The sequence below is a fragment of the Sphingomonas sp. PvP018 genome (genome assembly GCF_017876865.1).
GTDB lineage: Bacteria > Pseudomonadota > Alphaproteobacteria > Sphingomonadales > Sphingomonadaceae > Sphingomonas > Sphingomonas aerolata.
In genome coordinates this window covers 3,640,067-3,657,811 of record NZ_JAGIOU010000001.1, presented here as the reverse complement: position 1 = coordinate 3,657,811, position 17,745 = coordinate 3,640,067, and the positions used below count along the sequence as shown (strand labels likewise).

The following is a 17,745-nucleotide window of genomic DNA, read 5'->3' as shown; positions in this document are numbered from 1 at the left end:
GCTCAGCCGCCCGTGCGGCGCAGGAGATACACGTCCATGATCCAGCCGTGCCGGGCGCGCAGTCCGGCACGGCACGTGACGATCTCCGCCCCGACTGTGGCGAGCGGCCCGGCGACCAGCGCCTCCTGCGCCATCCCCAAATACGCCCCCCACCAGATCGTGATTCCCTCGGGTGCGAGCGTCTCGAACGCGCACGCCCCGTCTAGCATCACCGCCAGCGTCTCGACCCCCGCTGGCCACCCCTCCGCGCGCAGCCGCCGACCGGTGGTGATCGTCACGGGCGCAGCGAGCGTGTTGAGCGGGATCGCATGCGCCGCAGTCAGCGCCTGCAGGCTGGTGATCCCCGGCACCACGCTCACCCGGATCGACCGCCCCCCGGCACGCAGCCGTTCGGCGATCCGCAGGCTGCTGTCGTAGAGCGACGGATCCCCCCAGACGAGGAACGCGACCCGCCCCCCGCCCGGCAGATGCTCGGCGATCTGCGCCGCCCACACCGCCGCGATCTCGTCATGCCACGCATCGACCGCGGCACGGTACGGCGCGTCCGCATCGCGCTCGGGCAGATCGAACTCCACCACTCTGGCCGGCCCGGTCAGCAACGCGGTGCAGATCGTCCGGCGCAAATCGACCAGGTCGGATTTCCCCGCGCCTTTCCGCGGCAGCAGGATCAGGTCGGCGGCGTTCATCGCCGTGACCGCCGCGCGCGTCACATGATCGGGATTGCCCGTGCCGATCCCGATCAGCGATATCGCGATGTCGGCCCCGCTCATGGTGCCATCAGCGAGCCGTAGAGGATCAGCGCGGGCTTGTCGGACACGCCCCCCGCCAGCCGCGCCGCAAGTCCTGCGATCGTCGACCAGGTCAGGCTCTGGTCGGGATGCCCGACATTTTCCGCGAGCAGCGCGGTCGTGTCGCCCGACAGACCATGTGCGACGAGCGACTCAACCAGAGCCGGGAACGTCCGCTGCGGCATGAACACGACCGTCGTCGCCTCCGGATCGGCGAGCGCGGCCATGTTGCGCTGCTGGGGTAGTTTCCCGGTCACGTCATGGCCGGTGACATATTGCACCCGCCGCGCGGACAGCCGGCGTGTCAGCGGTATCGCCGCGGCGGCGGCGGCGGCGCTCGCTGCGCTGATCCCGGGGACGATCTCGAACGTCACGCCTGCCTCGCGCAGCGCGACGATCTCCTCCTCGAGCCGCCCGAACATCCCCGCATCGCCCGATTTCAGCCGGACGACGCGCGCGCCGGTCAGCGCATGGTCGACCAGCAGCTGCGAGACATGCGACTGGCGCGGCGACGGCCGCCCCGCGCGCTTGCCGACCGCGACCAGTTCGGCACCGACGCGCGCATGGCCCAGCACCGCGCCCGACGACAGATCGTCGAACAGCACGACGTCGGCGCGCTGCAACCGCGTCACCGCCTTCAGCGTCAGCAATTCGGGGTCGCCGGGGCCGGAACCGACGAACGAAACGAAACCGGTCATGCAGCCGGTGGGCCAAGGGGGGCGATCATGTGGAAGAAACTACCCGTCACGCCGCCGCGATGCGAGCCGGTTTCGGGCACGGCTTGCCCATTCGCGTCGATCACCTGCGCCAGCGGCGCGTCGGGCTGGTCGAGGATCGTCGAATAATGGAATTCATGCCCCGCCAGCATCGCCCCCGCCGCGATCCCGCCGATCGGCGCGTGCAGCGTCGCCCGCCGATAGCCCAGATGCATCCGCCGCTTCTCGTAACTCGTCACCAGCCCGAGCAACCCGGCCATCCGGTGCCGTGTCCCGTCCGCATCGATCAGCCCTTCGCCCAGTGCCATGTACCCGCCGCACTCACCGTGCACCGGTCGCGTCCGGGCATGCAGCGCCAATGCCACCCGGAACCGGTCCGCCGCCGCCAGCGCACCCGCATGCAGCTCGGGATAGCCCCCCGGCAGCCAGACCAGATCCGCGTCCTTCGCCGGCGCCTCGTCCGCCAGCGGCGAAAAGGGCAGGATCTCCACCCCTGCGCTGCGCCACCCGTCGAGCACATGCGCATAGGTGAATGAAAAGGCGGCATCCTGCGCCAGCGCGATCCGCTGTGCCGGCGGGGTCGGCACGACCGTCCCCTGCGCGACCGGCCGCGGCGTGGCGGCGGCCGCCTCGCGCAGTGCGGCGATATCGACATGCGCGCGCAGGAACGTCGCATAGGCCGCAATCTGCGCGTCGAGCGCAGGGTGCTCGATCGCCTGCACCAGCCCCAGATGTCGCTCGGGCAACGTCAGATCGCCGCGCCGCGGCAGCGCGCCGAACACGCGGATCCCGACCGCTTCCATCCCGCTGCGCGCCAGCCGCTCGTGCCGCTCGCTCGCCACGCGGTTGAGGATCACGCCTGCGACCCTTACGCCTGGATCATAGCGCGCGAACCCCAAGGCGGTCGCCGCCGCGGACTGCGCCTGGCCCGACACGTCGATCACCAGCACGACCGGCCAGCCCATCCGCCGCGCGACGTCCGCGCTCGCGCCATTGCCCGTCGCGCCCGGACGCGCCACCCCGTCGAACAGCCCCATCGACCCTTCGGCCAGCGTCATGTCCGCATCGTCGCCGCGCGCCGCGATCCCGTCGAGCCGCGGCCCCGTCATCGCCCAGCTGTCGAGGTTGAACGACGCGCGCCCGCTCGCCGCGCGGTGGAACGCCGGGTCGATATAGTCGGGCCCGCATTTGAACGGCTGCACCGCGAGCCCGTCATCGCGCAGTGCGCGCAACAACCCGAGCATCACCGTCGTCTTCCCCGTTCCCGACGCAGGCGCAGCGACCAGCAGGCCCGGGGTCATGCCGTGCGTCATGGCGTGTCTCCTGCGAACCGGGACTCCGCCGATTGCGGCCGGAACCGCCGATCATAGCCTTGTGCGTACAGGCTGCTCGTCGCGAAATCGCCCGGCGCCAGCACGCGCCCGACCAGGATCAGCGCGGTCCGCTCGGGCCGCCCCGTCACCGCCTCCTCGATCGTCGAGAGCGTCGCGCGGACGATCTGCTCGTCGGGCCAGCTCGCGCGCCACACCACCGCGACCGGGCAGTCGCCACCATAAGCCGGCAGCAGATCCGCGACGACCTGCGGCAGATTGTGCACCGACAGGTGGATCGCCAGCGTCGCCTGTGTCGCGGCGAACGCGGCGAGCGTCTCGGCCGACGGCATCGAGCTTGCCCGTCCCGGCGTCCGCGTCAGCACCACCGATTGCGCCAGCTCGGGCAAGGTCAATTCGACCTCGAGCGCGGCGGCGGCGGCGGCAAAGGCGGGGACGCCGGGGGTGATCGTCACCGGTATGTCCAGGGCGCGCAGCCGCCGCAGTTGCTCGCCCATCGCCGACCAGATCGACAGGTCCCCCGAATGCAGCCGCGCGACGTCCTGTCCCCCTGCGTGCGCGGCGATGATCTCGGCGATGATCTGGTCGAGGTCCATCGGCGCGGTGTTGACGATCCGCGCACCGGGCGGACAATGCTCGAGCAGCGCCTTAGGGATCAGCGACCCGGCATAGAGGCACACCGGCGACATCGCGATCCGGTCGCGCCCCCGCAACGTCAGCAAGTCGGGCGCACCCGGCCCTGCACCGATGAAATGCACGGTCATGGTCGAAATCCTTGGGCAATGGCGCAGGTCGCGCGTCGGCACGGCGAAATATGGCGAAGGGTCAGCAGCCGCGCGCCTTGCCCCGCGGCGGCGAGCGCGGCGGCCTCGGCAACGCTGCCGGTCCCCCGCACGGCAAGGCTCACAGGGGACCGGGTGACGGGACTGGCCGCAATCAGCGCGGCGGGATCGACCGTGATCAGCGGCAGACCCAGCAGCGCCGCGATCTCGCCGGGCAGCCCCTGCTTGTCATCGGGCGCCGCCAGCGCCTCGACCCGCGGCAGCCCCTGCTGCGCGGCGGCCAGCGCGGCGCGCAACGCGGCGGCATCCGCGGCGGTATTGAAGCCGAAACCCGCGACGATCATGCCGGATACGCCCATTGCACCACCGGGAACTGCGCGCGCCACCCACGTCGCGTCCCGATCGGCACCGCCTGCGCCACCTCGATCCGCATCAGGCTCCCCCCCTGCGCCGCCTGCCACTGCGTCAGCAGCGCCTCCGATTCGAGCGTCACCGCATTCGCGACGATCCGCGCGCCCTGCTCGACCCGCGGCCACAGCGCGCGCAACAGCGCCTCGGACAGGCCGCCTCCGACAAACACCGCATCCGGGCACGCTCGCTCGCCAAGACAGTCGGGCGCCCGCCCCTCGACCACCATCAGCCGGTCGACGCCTAGAGTTGCCGCATTGTCGACGATGCGCCGCGCGCGGACCGGATCCGCCTCGAACGCGGTCGCGCGCGTCGACGGATGTGCCAGCAGCCACGAGATCCCGATCGATCCCGATCCCGCGCCGATATCCCACAGGCTCTCGCCCGGTTTCGGTGCGAGCGCGGCCAGCGTCACCGCGCGGATCGGCGACTTGGTGATCTGCCCATCATGCGCGAACCAGGCGTCGGACAGCCCGGCCTGCGGCATGACCGCGCCCGCGCCCTCGAAGACGATGCCGACCGCGACCGGATGCGCGATGTCGTCAAACGCGAACGTCGCGGCGGTCGTGTGGCGGATCCGTTCGCGCGGCCCGCCCAGCGCCTCAAGCACGTGCAGCGCCGACGCGCCGAACCCCGCGGCATCCAGATACGCCGCCAGTCCACCGACCGCCGCCCCGTCGCGCACCAGCACGATCGCGCGCCGCCCCCGCGCGATATGCGGCCGCAACCGGCCAAACGGCGCGGCATGCAACCCCAGGCACGAACAGTCCTCGAGTCCCCAGCCGAGCCGCGCCGCCGCCAGCGCGAAGCTCGACGGTGCGGGATGCGCGGTCCATTCGCCCGGGCTCAGATGCCGCGTCACCGACGTGCCCGCGCCGAACCAGAACGGATCCCCCGATGCCAGCATCACCACCCGCCGGCCGCGATGCGCGATCAGCCGCGCGATCCCGTCCTCGAACGGCACTGGCCAAGCCTCGAGCGCCCCCCTAAGCTCGCCGGCAAGCGCCAGATGGCGGGTCGCGGCCGTCACGATCTCGGCATCGGCCAGCGCCGCGCGCGCCGCGGCGGACAGCCCGGCCACGCCGTCCTCGCCGATCCCGACTATCGTCAGCCACGGAGCCTCAGTCATTCCGACCATCCTGCTTCTCGGCGGCACCACCGAAGCCAGCGCGCTCGCCGCACGGCTCGCGGCGCGCGGCGATCCGACCGTGCTGAGCTATGCCGGCCGCGTCGCCAGCCCGCGCGCGCAGCCGGTGCCCGTCCGCATCGGCGGCTTTGGCGGCGTCGGAGGGCTCGTTACCTATCTCAAAGAGCACCGTGTCACGCACCTGATCGACGCGACGCACCCCTTCGCCGCGCAGATGCACCGGCATGCGGTCGAGGCCGCGGCACAGGCGGGCGTCGCGCATGTCGCGCTCGCCCGCCCCGCCTGGACCCCGGTCGCGGGCGATCGCTGGCACCGCGTCGCCGACATCGCCGCCGCCGTTGCGGCGCTCGCCGGCCCGGCGCGGCGTGTGATGCTCGCGCTGGGCCGGATGCATGTCGATGCTTTCGCGCGGCAGCCGCAACACGACTATCTGCTGCGTTTCGTCGATACGCCCGACGATCCGCCGCCGCTGCCCCGCCACCGCCTGGTCGTAAACCGTGGCCCGTTCGACGCCGCCGGCGACACCCGATTGATGCGCGACCACGCCACCGAACTGGTCGTCTGCAAGAATGCGGGCGGCAGCGGCGCGGCGGCCAAGCTCGTCGCCGCGCGCACGCTCGGCCTGCCGGTGATCATGATCGACCGCCCGCCGCTGCCCGCGCGGCACGCGGTCGATTCGGTCGACGCGGTGCTCGACTGGCTCGATCATGGCGCCGACCGCGGCGTATAGAGGATCGGCCCCTGCGCCCGCGCGATGATCCGCGTCAGGCTCGATCCGACGATCACCATCGTCCGCATGTCCGCCATCTCCGCCCGCGCCTCGCCCAGCGGCACGATCGACAGCACTTCCTCGGGCGTCGACACCGCCCGCGCGAACAGCACCGGGCGATCGTCGCCGCACGTCGCGCGAAGGATCTCGAACGCGCGGACCAGCCCGTCGGGCCGCGCCTTCGACCGCGGATTGTAGAAGGCGATCGCGAAATCCGCCTCCGCCGCCAGCCGAACGCGCCGCTCGATCAGCGCCTGGGGCTTCAGATTGTCCGAGAGGTTGATCGCGCAGAAATCATGCCCCAGCGGAGCCCCCGCGCGCGCGCTCGCCGCCAGCATCGCGGTGATCCCCGGCAGCACGCGGATGTCGACCGTCCCCCACGCCCCCGGTCCCGCCTCGAGCGCCTCGAACACCGCGGCCGCCATCGCGAACACACCCGGATCCCCCGACGAGACCACCACGACGCGCGCGCCCTTCGCGGCCAATTCGAGCGCATGGCGCGCGCGGTCGATCTCGACCCGGTTGTCGCTCGCATGCAGTATCAGACCGTCGCGCGCCGGAACCCTCGCGACATAGGGGATGTAGCCGATCACGTCGGTCGCCTCGGCCAGCGCCGCGCTGACCTCGGGCGTCACCAGCGCAGCATCCCCCGGCCCCAGCCCGGCGATCGCCAGCCAGCCAATCCCTGCGCTCAGGGTCATGGCCGCCGCCCCTGCCCATGGATCAGCAGGATCGCGAAATAGGGCGTGACCGCATCCGCCTCGCACAGCCGCGTGACGCGCTGCTCCGCCATCGCCGCATATTCGACCAGCCACGCCGCCTCCTCGCGCCCCGCGGCGGCGACCGCGCGGCGCAGCTTGGCGAGGTGGCGACCGATCTTCATCACCACCAGCGCATCGGTGTCGCGGATCCGCCGGACCAGGTCCGCCTCGGGCAGCGTCCCCATCACCACCGTCAGCACGTCGTCGCCCCAGGTGATCGGCGCGCCGCTCGCGGTCCAGGCGCCCGACATGCCGGTGATGCCGGGGACGACCGCGACCGGCGCGACCCCCTGCAACCGCGTATAGAGGTGCATGAACGATCCGTAGAAGAACGGGTCGCCCTCGCACAGCACCACCACGTCCTCGCCGCCCAGCGCCAGCGCCGCGAGGTGATCGATGCACCCCGCGTAGAAGCCCGACAGCCGGTCGTTGTAGCGCGGATCGGTCAGCGCGATCTCGGTGGTGACGGGATATTCCATCGGATATTCGATCACGTCGTCGCGCAGCATCCCCTCGACGATCCGCCGCGCCTGCCCCGGCCGCCCCGCCTTGCGGAAATAGGCGATATGCCGCGCGCCGCGCACCAGACGGTCCGCGCGCACGCTCATCAGGTCGCACGCGCCCGGCCCCAACCCGACGCCGTGGATCGTGCCCGTCACCACCGCCTGCCCCGGCGGCGGCACCAAAGTCGGCACGGGCGCCACCACGCTGATCATTCCGCGGCGCTCGCCAGCGCGTTGATCGCCGCGACGGTGATCGCGCTGCCGCCCAGCCGCCCCTCGACGATCACGCACGGCACCGGCTGCGCCGCCCACAGCGCATCCTTCGATTCGACAGCACCGACGAAACCCACCGGACACCCGATGATCGCCGCGGGCCGCGGACAATCGGGATCTTCCAGCATATTGAGCAGGTGGAACAGCGCGGTCGGCGCATTGCCGATCGCCACCACCGCACCCGCCAGATGCGGCCGCCAGAACTCCAGCGCCGCGGCCGAGCGCGTCGTTGCCATTTCTCTCGCCAGCGCGACCGTCTCGGGCGTGTGCAGCGTACAGATCACCGCATTGTCCGCCGGCAGGCGCGCGCGCGTGATCCCCTCGGTCACCATCCGCGCATCGCACAGGATCGGCGCGCCCGCCCGCAACGCCGCACGCGCGGTCCGTGCGAAGCCCGGCGAAAAGCGGATATCCTTGGCCAGCGCGACCAGCCCCGCAGCGTGGATCATCCGCACCGCGACCGGCTCCTCCTCGGCGTCAAACCGCGCGAGATCCGCCTCGGCTCGGATCATCGCGAACGACTGGCGATAGATCGCGGCCCCGTCGGTCTCATAGGCATAGGGCATCAGGCGGCTCCGGACGGCTGGGAGAAATGGGCGATAATCTGAGCGGGTTCGAGCGCGCCGAGCAGCGGCGGCGCGCCCGCGCGCGTGTGCAGGGAAAGGTCGAACCGCCCGTCGCGCCCGGTCAGCGTCACGTCCGCAGGCCGCGCCCGCGCACACCCCTTGGCGCATCCCGACACGTGCAGGCTGCCAGCGACCAACGGAGCCAGCCGCCGCGCGAGGTCGCGCGTCTCGACGCTCGCCTGCGGGCAGGCGGGCGCACCGACACAGGCGTCGACCCCGGCGCGCACGCTGCTCTGGTCACGCGCGCTATCCGGCACACCGCCTTCGAGGATCAGCATCCGCCACGGCGTCACGCGGATCGCCGTGACCGGGTCTGCGGCGATCCGGTCGCGCAACTCTACTGCCGCGATCCGCCCGAAGCCGAGCGCGATCGCCGCGCCCAGCGGATGCGCCCCGGCTTCGGGCGGTGGCGCGGTGGGCGCGGGAACCAAGGTCGCGGGCTCCGGCACGGCCGCTGCGTGGCGCGCCATCCGCCCCGCCGCCGCACCGCCGCTGTCGACGAACCACCGCGCCAGCGCGATCAGCGCGTCGACCGCGGTGTCGCGCGTCACGTCCACCCCCGCCGCACGCCCCTCGCCGCGCACCAGCAACCTGCCGTCCACCGCGCGCTCGACCCGAAAGTCAGCGGGCGCGCGGGTCAGCAGCGGTGCAGCGCCCGCATCAATCGCAAAACCAACCTTGCCAGGCAGCACCGGCAGGTCGGACAGCCGCTCGCGCAAAGCGGTGGCGATATGCTGCGTATCGTCCCCGTCCCGCCAGTCGGGCGCGACCAGCATCGCGCCGCGCGCCTCGCGCTCCGGATCGGCGTCGATCAGCCCGACCGCCAGCAACGCCTCGACCAGCTCCCGCCAGCCCGCCTCGGTCACACCGCGGATCTGCAAATTCGCGCGGCTTGTCACGTCGATCTCGCCATTTCCCCACGCCATTGCCGCATCGCACAGCGCGAGTGTCTGCGCGCGCGTCAGCCGCCCGAGCGGCGGGCGGATCCGCACCAGCAACCCGTCGCCCGCCGCCATCGGCCGCCACGCATCGGGGCACCAACCCTTGACGACGAACGCGCTCATGCCGGCAGGTCGAGCTGTGCGAGGATCGAATTGCGCCGCGTCGGCCACAGCCCCGCCGCGTGCAGCGCCGCGAACCGCGCGGTCATCGCCGCCAGCGCCGCGGGGTTTGCGCTCTCCAGAAACGCACGCACCGCGTCGCGCCCCAATGTCGCATCATAATAGAGGTCGATCAGCTCGGGCGACACCACCCGCGCCAGCTGCGCGAACATCGCCATATGGTCGAGCGTCGCGGCGATCTCCGCGCCGCCGCGAAACCCGTGCCGCATCATCCCCTCGACCCAGGCCGGGTTCGCCGCGCGTGCATGGACGACACGCGCAATCTCCTCGTCCAGCGACCGCGCGCGCGGCCGTTCCGGATCGCACGCATCGAGATGATACAGCGCCGCGCTCTTACCCCCGGCAACCGCCTGCGCCGCCGCGAACCCCGCCTCGTGCGCGGCATAATCCGCGGCGAGCAACAGGTCGGTCTCGGGCAAATCCTGGACATGGACGAACCCGTCGGCGGCGACGACCCGGTCGCGGATCCCCGCCGGGTCGAACCGCGTCGCATTGTCATCGCCCGCCCCGTCCAGCGCATGGCTCGACGCCGCCAGCCACGCGGCGCCCGCCGCCGCCCGCGCCGCCTCGCCATAGGCCTCGCCCGCATCACCCAGCCCGAGCCCGTAGCGACCCGGCTCGGGCCCATAGACGCGCGCACCGACGGCAGCGCCGACGAACGGGTTCCAGTCACCGGGCTCGTCGCGCAGCGCCAGCGCGCGCACCGCCTGCCCGAACATCTGGCCGAGCGCGGGAAACGCATCGCGGAACAGCCCCGACACGCGCAGCGTCACGTCGATCCGCGGCCGGTCGAGCCTTGCCAGCGGCAGGATCTCGACCCCCGTGACGCGGTCCGACGCATGATCCCAGACCGGCTCCGCGCCGAGCAGGTGGAGCGCCATCGCGAACTCCTCGCCCGCGGTCCGCATCGTCGCCGACGCCCACAGGTCGACGACCAGCGCGCGCGGATAGTCGCCCTCATCCTGCAGATGCCGGCGGACCAGCTCGTCGGCCAGCCGCACGCCCTGCGCATGCGCGGCGCGCGACGGCACCGCGCGCGCGTCGGTCGCATACAGGTTGCGCCCGGTCGGCAGGACGTCGCTGCGTCCGCGCCACGGCGACCCCGACGGCCCCGCCGCGATCCGCCTGCCCCGCAGCGCGCTCAGCAGCCCGTCGCGCTCGGCCTCCCCCTGTTCGCCACGACCGTAAACGTGCAGCCCGTCGCCGAACTGGCTCTCCTTCACGTCGCACACGAACGTGTCGATCCGGGTGATCGCCTCCGCCTGGCTGGCCGCCTCGTCGAGCCGCAGCGTCGCCGCCAGTCCGGTCGCGCGCGCCTCGTCGGCGATGTCGCGCCGCAGTCGGTCGCGGCGCGCGGGGTCGAGCCCGTCGGCGGTGGAAAACTCGTCGAGCAAAGATTCGAGCCGCCCCAGCCCCGCGCCTGCTCCCGCGGTCGCAGCCGGCGGCGGGACATGGCCGATCGTCACCGCGCCGATCCGCCGCCGCGCCTGCGCCGCCTCGCCCGGATCGTTGACGATGAACGGATAGAGCACCGGCATCGCCCCGGTCAGCGCCTCGGGCCAGCATTCCCCCGACAGCGCGACGGCCTTGCCCGGCAGCCATTCGAGCGTCCCGTGCGCGCCGATATGGATCAGCGCATCGCTCCCCCGCGCGCGCAGCCACAGATAGAAGGCGACATAGGCGTGACGGGGACAGCGCGACAGGTCGTGATACTCGCCGACCCGCGCCGCGCTCCGTCCACGTTCGGGCTGGAGCGCGATCACCACGCCCCCGCGCTCGACTCCCGCGAACTGGAACGCGCCGTCCACACAGCCCGGATCGTCCTCGGGCGCCCCCCAGCTTTCCTCGAGTGCATCGCGCAACACGGCCGGCAAGCCCCCAAGCGCCGCGCGATACGCCGCGACCGGCCACCCGATCCGCCCCGTCGCCAGCGCCTCGGCCAGGCCTCCGGATGCAGTCTCCCCGGTCGCATAACCCGCGGCCGCCAGGTCCTCGACGATCGCCTCGGCAGACGCCAGCGCGTCAAGCCCGACCGCATGCGCCATCTGATAATCCTTGCCCGGATAGGTCGACAGCACGACCGCGGGCCGCTGCTCCGCGACCGGCCGCTCCGCCAGAAGCACCCAGGCCGCGACGCGCGCGACGATCGCGGCGATCCGGGCGGGCTCGGCCCGGTGCTCGCGCCGCGCATAGCCGAGAGCGTCGTCGCGGACGCCGTCCTCCTTGAAGCTCGCGACGCCCGCGAACAGCCGTCCGTCGACCTCGGGCAGGACGACGTGCATCGCCAGGTCAGCGGGGGACAACCCGCGCGTCGACCCCCCCCAGGCGGCGCGGTCCGACGTCGCCAGCGCGACCTGGAACACCGGCACCCCCGCCCCGTCGAGCGGCGAGCTGTCGTCCGCGCCGCGGCCGGAAAAGGCGGTCGCGTTGACGATCGCCGCCGGGGCGAGCGCGACGACCCAGCGCCTGAGCCACCCCGCGACGCCCGGCGCCTTCAGCGACGGCGCGAACAGCCCGACGACGTCGAACCCCGCCCCACTCAGCCCGGCATGCAGCGCCTCGACCGGGTCGAGATCGGCAGCGGTCAGGTAGGAGCGATAGAAGATCAGCAGGATCCGCGGCCGCGTCGCGGTCATCGCGAACGCCGCCGGGCACGTCACCCCGTCGCGCGGCTGCCAGCCACCGACCTCGGGGACCGTCTTCACCCCCGCGACCGGCCCGGCATAGAGCCCCGCCGCCAGCGCCATCTGCGCCAGCGCCGCCTGCGCCGCGACCGCGCCGCCATCGTCACACAGGGCGGCGAGCCGGCGCAGCGTCGACACCGGCACCGTCGACGCCGCATCGAGCCGCGCATCGATCCGCCCGTCCGCGGGCAGCACCGCCAGCGCGATCCCCCGCGCCCGCGCCAGCGCCTCGACCTGCTGCAACCCATAGGACCAGTAGGACCGCCCGCCGATCAGCCGGATCACGATCCCCTTCGCGCCTTCCCCCCCCGCCAGCGTCCGCTCGACATAGGTATCGACCGACAGCGGATGGGTGAGCGCGGACAGGTTGGCGAGCCGAAGCGACGGCAGCGGCCTCCCGTTCGCCGCCGCACGTCGCCACCCGGCCGCGAACGCGCCGAGATCCCCGTCCGAAAAGGACAGGACGACAAGATCCGCCGGGCTCTGCGCGAGGTCCTGCGGGACCGCACTCTCCTCCAGCCCGTGGCTTTCGCGGAAGACGACGTGCATCGCCGTCAGCCCTGAAGCGCGGCCCGGATCCTTGCGGGGTCGATCCGGTCATGCTCGGCGATCACCACCAGCCGAGTCTGTCGCGCCTCGTCGGCACGCCACGGCCGGTCATATTGCGTCCGCACCCGCGCACCGACCGCCTGCACCAGCAGCCGCATCGGCTTGCCCGTTACCGCGGCATAGCCCTTCACGCGCAGGATGTCGGCGTCGCGCGCCAACGTCTCGATCTGCGCGGCGAGCGCCGCCGGGTCCGCGATCTCGCCAAGTTCGACTATCATGCTGTCGAAATCGTCATGCTCGTGATCGTCCGCGCCATCATGGTGCGACGGCCGCGCCGCGATGTCGTCCTCCGCCGCCGCGTTCAGCCCCAGCACGACGCGCGGATCGATCACCCCGTCGGTCAGCGCGATCACCGGCAACGCACGCGCGGATTCCGCCGCGATCACCGCGCGCGCCGCAGCCACCCCCGCCTCGCCCGCCAGATCCGCCTTGGTCAGCAGCACCAGATCCGCACAGGCGAGCTGGTCCTCGAACACCTCGGCAAGCGGCGTCTCGTGATCGACGCTCGGATCCGCACGCCGCTGTGCCTCGATCGCGGCGAGGTCGGGCGCGAACCGTCCCGCGGCGACCGCTTCCGCATCGGCAAGCGCGATCACCCCGTCGACCGTGATCCGCGACCGGATCGCGGGCCAGTCAAACGCCTTGAGCAAAGGCTTGGGCAGGGCGAGCCCCGACGTCTCGATCAGGATATGGTCGGGCCGCGGGTCGAGCGCGAGCAACGTCTCGACGGTCGGGATGAAATCGTCCGCGACGGTGCAGCAGATACAGCCATTGGCGAGCTCGACGACATTTTCGGCCGGGCAATCGGGGATTGCGCACCCCTTCAAGATATCGCCGTCGATGCCGAGCGTGCCGAATTCGTTGACGATCACCGCGAGCCGCCGGCCCCCGGCGTTGCGGATTAGGTGGCTGATCAGCGTGGTCTTGCCCGCGCCGAGAAACCCGGTGACGATGGTAACGGGAATCTTGGCCAGGGTCGGCTGGGGGTCGGTCATGCGATACTCTCCGGGCGTCGGAACGACAGCCACGGACGGACGGACGCCCGCAGCCACACGCGCGCACGACCTGACGGCCGCACGCGTTCGTCGCTCAGACGGAGTACCGTGCCGCGACCATCCCCTGGATCAAGGCAAGAGCGACCATGACGCTGGCAGGTCTCCTGGCTCGCGGGTCGAAGCTCGATGCACGCCTTCCCAGGTCCTGCGACCCAGTGGCTGCCCCCGCATCGGGGGCCTGTGCGTCTCGCTCACCGCTTACAGTTGCAGGGACAGCCGCGGCATTGGGAGGCAAAGCTCCCGCACCGCATTCCCATTCAAGCCCCGAAGGGCACCGGCGCGATCTGTTGAGGTTCGGTAGAACCAAACCTCGGGGTTGGGTTTAGAGGAGTTTGGGGACTGTGCCAATGCACCTGACCTCCGTCATCCTGACGAAAGTCAGGACCCAGGGCCGTGCATGATCCGGTGTCTGGCTCCAGGTTCCGGGTCGAGCCCGGGATGACGACGCTGCCTGTTACCCCCGCACCACCTCGATCTCGTCGAACCGCTTCCACCGGTAGATCGCGAAACTCAGCACCCAGCACGCCACGAACAGCGCGATGATCGCAAAGCCCAGCCCGTTGAAATTCTCGCCCAGCGTCGCGGCGACGTCCCAAACGCCCCCGCTCAGGCCCAGCTTCGACGCCAGCAGCGCGAGCGTCTCGATCCCGCCGATCGCGATCGCGACGATCGCCGAGATCAGCGTGATCGTGATGTTGTAATACAGCTTGCGGATCGGCTTCACGAACGCCCATTCATACGCGCCGAGCATCACCACCCCGTCGGCACTGTCGACCAGCGCCATGCCCGTCGCGAACAGCACCGGCAGCACCAGCACCGTGCCGATCGACAGCCCGTCCGCTGCCTGGCTCGCCGACAGGCCGAGAATCGCGACTTCGGTCGCGGTGTCGAACCCCAGCCCGAACAGGAAGCCGAGCGGCGCCATGTGCCAGCTGCGCGTGACCAGCCGGAACATCGGCCGGAACAGCCGCGCGAGCAGCCCGCGATTGCCGAGCAGCAGGTCGAGATCCTCCTCGACATAACGCCCGCCGCCGCGGACATGGCCGAAGGTCCGCCACACCGATCGCAGGATGATCAGGTTCATCGCCGCGATCGTGAACAGGAACAGCGCGGAGACCAGCGTCGCGATCACCCCGCCCGCCTGCTTGAACGCCTCGAACTGCGCCAGCGCGCTCGCGGTCAGCGCGATTCCGACCGCGGCGATCAGGACGATCGCCGAATGACCGACCGCGAACCAGAAGCCGACCCCGATCGGCCGTTGCCCGTCCTGCATCAGCTTGCGCGTCACATTGTCGATCGCCGCGATATGATCCGCGTCGACCGCATGCCGCAGCCCCAGCCCCCAGGCGAGCATCGCGGTGCCCAGCATCAGCGGCTGCGCCTGGAACAGCGCGAACGCCCATCCCCAAGCGGCGATATTGGCCGCCACCAGCATCGCGAACATCCAGCCGATCCGGTGTCGCGTCGAACGACCGGCAGTCCGCCCGGTCATGATCTTGGTCATTGGCACATCCCCGGCGTCCGACGAGGACGGGGGCCTGCCGCGAACGACCGGGACGCGCGCCGACCGGACGCCTTGAGCGGCCGGCATGCGTCGCCGATGCGGCCCCCGCCGCATGGTCGTCGCTCAGACGGCGTTCACCGTGCCTCGGCCACCCCCTGGACCGGGACAAGAGCGACCAGACGCCGGCAGGTCTCCTGGCTCGCGGGTCAAGGCTCGACGCACACCTTCCCAGGCCATCAGCCCAGTGGCTGCCCCCGTCGCCGGGGGCGCGTGCGTGTCGCTCGCCGCTTACAGTTGCAGGGACAGCTGCGGTCTTGGGGCGAACCCCGCACCGCATTCCCATTCAAGCCCCGAAGGGCACCGACGCGATCTGTGCGGATCCGGCTTGCGTCGGACCTGCGCCACAGGGCTAGCGCGTTTTGCCCGCGCTGACGACAGGATTTGCGTGCGGCGCAACGCCGGCCATGTCGTCCCATCTTACCGCAACGTCTGCCGCACCTCGTACGTTGATCACATAACCGACCGGCCTCCTGCCGGTCGCGGCGTTGCCCGCTTTCCGCCCCCCGGCATTCGTGCGAGCAGCGCAGACCCTCATCGCCCCGCTGAACGGAGCCCGCATGCGCCCTCTCGTCCCCGTCGCCGAAGCCCAGTCCCGACTCTTCGCCATGGCATCGCGCGTGCCGGCCGAAACCGTGCCGCTGCGCTCGGCGATGGGTCGCTGGGCGGCGGAGGACATTCTCGCCCGCCGCACCCAGCCCGCGACCGACCTCTCGGCGATGGACGGCTATGCGATCCGCTATGCAGATCTGCCCGGGCCGTGGACGGTCATCGGCGAGAGCGCGGCCGGCCGCCCCTTCACCGGTTCAGTCGGCGCGGGACAGGCGACGCGCATCTTCACCGGCGCGGCGATGCCGCCCGGCGCCGATACCGTCCTTGTCCAGGAAGAGGCCGCACGCGACGGCGACCGGCTGATACTCGACGGCGAAGGCCCCGCCTTTGAAGGCCGCAACACGCGCCGCAAGGGGCTCGACTTCGCGACCGGCACGCGGCTGATCGCGGCCGGCGATCGGCTGACGCCCGCGCGCATTGCGGTCGCTGCGACCGGCGGACACGGCACGCTGTCGGTCGGCCGCCGGCTGCGTGTCGCGGTCGCCGCGACGGGGGACGAGCTCGTTCCGCCCGGCTCGACCAGCGACCCCGTCCCGCTACCGGAATCAAACGGCATCATGCTCGCCGCGATGCTCGCCGACCTGCCCGTCGACATTATCGATCTCGGAATCCTCCCCGACCGGCTCGACACGCTGCGTGACGCCTTTGCCGGGGTCGATGCCGATCTGCTCGTGACCACGGGGGGCGCGTCGGTCGGCGATCACGACCTCGTCCGCCCCGCGATCGAGGCGGCTGGCGGGGCAATCGACTTCTGGCGGATCGCGCTGCGCCCGGGCAAGCCGATGATGGCGGGCGCGCTCGGGCGGACGATGCTGCTCGGCCTACCTGGCAACCCGGTCTCCGCCTTCGTCACCGCCATCCTCTTCGTCCGCCCCGTGGTCGCGCACATGCTCGGCGCGCGCGATCCCTTGCCGCAGACGACGCACGCGCTGCTCGGCGAGGATCTTCCGCCCAACCAGTCGCGGACCGACTATATGCGCGCCGAACTGCGCGACGGTCGCGCCTATGCCTCGACCATCCAGGACAGCTCGATGCTGCTGACGCTCGCCCGCTCGTCCTGCCTGATCGTCCGCGACGGCGACGCGCCGGCGGCAAGGGCGGGCGACTCGGCGGAAATCCTCGTCATCGCGTGACGTCACCGCTTGACGAAGCTGCAAGTGTTCCATAGAAGTTCCTCGTCTGTTCCGGACGGAGAACCGTTATGCTCACGCGCAAGCAGCACGAGCTTGTCTGCTTCATCAACGACCGCCTTGCCGAGACGGGCGTGTCGCCCTCGTTCGAGGAGATGAAGGACGCGCTCGACCTGAAATCGAAATCGGGCGTGCACCGTCTGATCAGCGCGCTTGAAGAGCGCAACTTCATCCGGCGCCTGCCCAACCGGGCGCGCGCGCTCGAAGTGCTGCGGATGCCCGAGCGTCCCGAGGCTGCAATCGCACAGACTGCGGCGAAGTCGGGGCCGAAGGCGGCTGCGGCATCGGCCGGCACCGTATCTGCGCCGGACACGGCCAGCGCCACGCCCGCGTCGCCCGCCCGCATCGCGGCGAACGACGTCGTCGAGATCCCGCTGCACGGCCGGATCGCCGCCGGCGTCCCGATCGAAGCCTTTGAAGGCAGTTCGATGCTCGCCGTTCCGGCCGCATTGCTCGGCACCGGCGAGCATTATGCGCTGGAGGTTTCGGGGGACTCGATGGTCGAAGCCGGCATCCTCGACGGCGATTATGCGCTGATCCGCCGTACCGAGATCGCCCGCGACGGCGAAATCGTGGTCGCGCTGATCGAGGACAGCGAAGCGACGCTGAAATATTTCCGCCGCGAAGGCGCAATGGTCCGGCTCGACCCGGCCAACCGCGCCTATGACCCGCAGCGTTATGCGCCCGCACAGGTCCGGGTTCAGGGCAAGCTGTCGGGTATCCTGCGCCGCTACGACTGACGAATGCCGGGTGGCGCTGGCGGTCATCACCGCCACGCAACCGGCAGTGGCGTTCGTGACCAACGGCCC

The 17,745-nt window shown here is 71.4% G+C and carries 16 protein-coding genes and 2 riboswitches; of the genes, 3 read left to right on the top strand and 13 right to left on the bottom strand.

Going from position 1 to position 17,745, the window contains the following annotated elements:
* Positions 1–2 precede the first annotated feature (2 nt).
* Genes cobF through cbiE form a run of 6 tightly spaced genes read right to left on the bottom strand, consistent with a single transcriptional unit; the run spans position 3 to position 5,154 of the window.
* Entirely contained in the window at positions 3–770 is a 768-nt protein-coding gene (cobF, locus tag J3A66_RS16375) for a precorrin-6A synthase (deacetylating) (RefSeq protein ID WP_209570023.1), read from the bottom strand.
* Positions 767–1,486 carry a uroporphyrinogen-III C-methyltransferase gene (cobA, locus tag J3A66_RS16370; protein WP_107045390.1) on the bottom strand — a complete coding sequence of 240 codons (720 nt, stop codon included), beginning with the start codon at positions 1,484–1,486 and terminating at the stop codon, positions 767–769. The genes cobF and cobA overlap by 4 nt, the downstream gene beginning before the upstream one ends.
* Positions 1,483–2,805, bottom strand: a complete 1,323-nt coding sequence (locus J3A66_RS16365; protein WP_209570552.1) for a cobyrinate a,c-diamide synthase — start codon at positions 2,803–2,805, stop codon at positions 1,483–1,485. The genes cobA and J3A66_RS16365 overlap by 4 nt, the downstream gene beginning before the upstream one ends.
* 8 nt (positions 2,806–2,813) lie before the next feature.
* On the bottom strand, positions 2,814–3,599 hold the full coding sequence (cobM, locus tag J3A66_RS16360) for a precorrin-4 C(11)-methyltransferase (RefSeq protein ID WP_209570021.1): 786 nt from the start codon (positions 3,597–3,599) through the stop codon (positions 2,814–2,816).
* The gene (locus J3A66_RS16355; RefSeq protein ID WP_209570019.1) at positions 3,596–3,961 is read right to left on the bottom strand and encodes a cobalamin biosynthesis protein; all 366 of its coding nucleotides are present in this window, start codon (positions 3,959–3,961) and stop codon (positions 3,596–3,598) included. The genes cobM and J3A66_RS16355 overlap by 4 nt, the downstream gene beginning before the upstream one ends.
* Entirely contained in the window at positions 3,958–5,154 is a 1,197-nt protein-coding gene (cbiE, locus tag J3A66_RS16350) for a precorrin-6y C5,15-methyltransferase (decarboxylating) subunit CbiE (RefSeq protein WP_209570017.1), read from the bottom strand. Before cbiE ends, J3A66_RS16355 begins: the two co-directional genes overlap by 4 nt.
* On the opposite strand from cbiE, the gene J3A66_RS16345 reads away from it, so the two are divergent.
* Positions 5,153–5,902, top strand: a complete 750-nt coding sequence (locus tag J3A66_RS16345) for a cobalt-precorrin-6A reductase (RefSeq protein ID WP_209570551.1) — start codon at positions 5,153–5,155, stop codon at positions 5,900–5,902. The genes cbiE and J3A66_RS16345 overlap by 2 nt on opposite strands.
* Here J3A66_RS16345 and cobJ read toward each other — a convergent pair.
* The 7 genes from cobJ to J3A66_RS16310 all read right to left on the bottom strand — a co-directional run bounded on the left by cobJ (position 5,878) and on the right by J3A66_RS16310 (position 15,017).
* Positions 5,878–6,642, bottom strand: coding sequence for a precorrin-3B C(17)-methyltransferase (gene cobJ / locus J3A66_RS16340; RefSeq protein ID WP_209570015.1), 765 nt, complete (start codon positions 6,640–6,642; stop codon positions 5,878–5,880). The genes J3A66_RS16345 and cobJ overlap by 25 nt on opposite strands.
* On the bottom strand, positions 6,639–7,418 hold the full coding sequence (gene cobI, locus J3A66_RS16335) for a precorrin-2 C(20)-methyltransferase (RefSeq protein ID WP_281064191.1): 780 nt from the start codon (positions 7,416–7,418) through the stop codon (positions 6,639–6,641). The genes cobJ and cobI overlap by 4 nt, the downstream gene beginning before the upstream one ends.
* Entirely contained in the window at positions 7,415–8,044 is a 630-nt protein-coding gene (locus J3A66_RS16330; protein WP_209570013.1) for a precorrin-8X methylmutase, read from the bottom strand. The genes cobI and J3A66_RS16330 overlap by 4 nt, the downstream gene beginning before the upstream one ends.
* Positions 8,044–9,168, bottom strand: a complete 1,125-nt coding sequence (locus tag J3A66_RS16325; RefSeq protein WP_209570011.1) for a cobalamin biosynthesis protein CobG — start codon at positions 9,166–9,168, stop codon at positions 8,044–8,046. The genes J3A66_RS16330 and J3A66_RS16325 overlap by 1 nt, the downstream gene beginning before the upstream one ends.
* Positions 9,165–12,458 (bottom strand): cobaltochelatase subunit CobN, encoded by a 3,294-nt coding sequence (gene cobN, locus J3A66_RS16320; RefSeq protein WP_209570009.1) that lies wholly within the window; start codon positions 12,456–12,458, stop codon positions 9,165–9,167. Before cobN ends, J3A66_RS16325 begins: the two co-directional genes overlap by 4 nt.
* A 5-nt stretch (positions 12,459–12,463) precedes the next feature.
* Positions 12,464–13,513 (bottom strand): cobalamin biosynthesis protein CobW, encoded by a 1,050-nt coding sequence (gene cobW / locus J3A66_RS16315; protein WP_209570007.1) that lies wholly within the window; start codon positions 13,511–13,513, stop codon positions 12,464–12,466.
* A 136-nt stretch (positions 13,514–13,649) separates the two neighbouring features.
* A riboswitch (cobalamin riboswitch) is annotated at positions 13,650–13,867 on the bottom strand.
* Between the two features lie 160 nt (positions 13,868–14,027).
* The gene (locus J3A66_RS16310) at positions 14,028–15,017 is read right to left on the bottom strand and encodes a HoxN/HupN/NixA family nickel/cobalt transporter (RefSeq protein ID WP_209570549.1); all 990 of its coding nucleotides are present in this window, start codon (positions 15,015–15,017) and stop codon (positions 14,028–14,030) included.
* Positions 15,018–15,243: 226 nt separating this feature from the next.
* Positions 15,244–15,457: riboswitch (cobalamin riboswitch) on the bottom strand.
* A 237-nt stretch (positions 15,458–15,694) separates the two neighbouring features.
* On the opposite strand from J3A66_RS16310, the gene glp reads away from it, so the two are divergent.
* Both glp and lexA read left to right on the top strand, forming a co-directional pair.
* Entirely contained in the window at positions 15,695–16,879 is a 1,185-nt protein-coding gene (glp, locus tag J3A66_RS16305) for a gephyrin-like molybdotransferase Glp (RefSeq protein ID WP_209570005.1), read from the top strand.
* A gap of 68 nt (positions 16,880–16,947) precedes the next feature.
* The gene (lexA, locus tag J3A66_RS16300; protein WP_166746005.1) at positions 16,948–17,676 is read left to right on the top strand and encodes a transcriptional repressor LexA; all 729 of its coding nucleotides are present in this window, start codon (positions 16,948–16,950) and stop codon (positions 17,674–17,676) included.
* Positions 17,677–17,745: the final 69 nt, after the last annotated feature.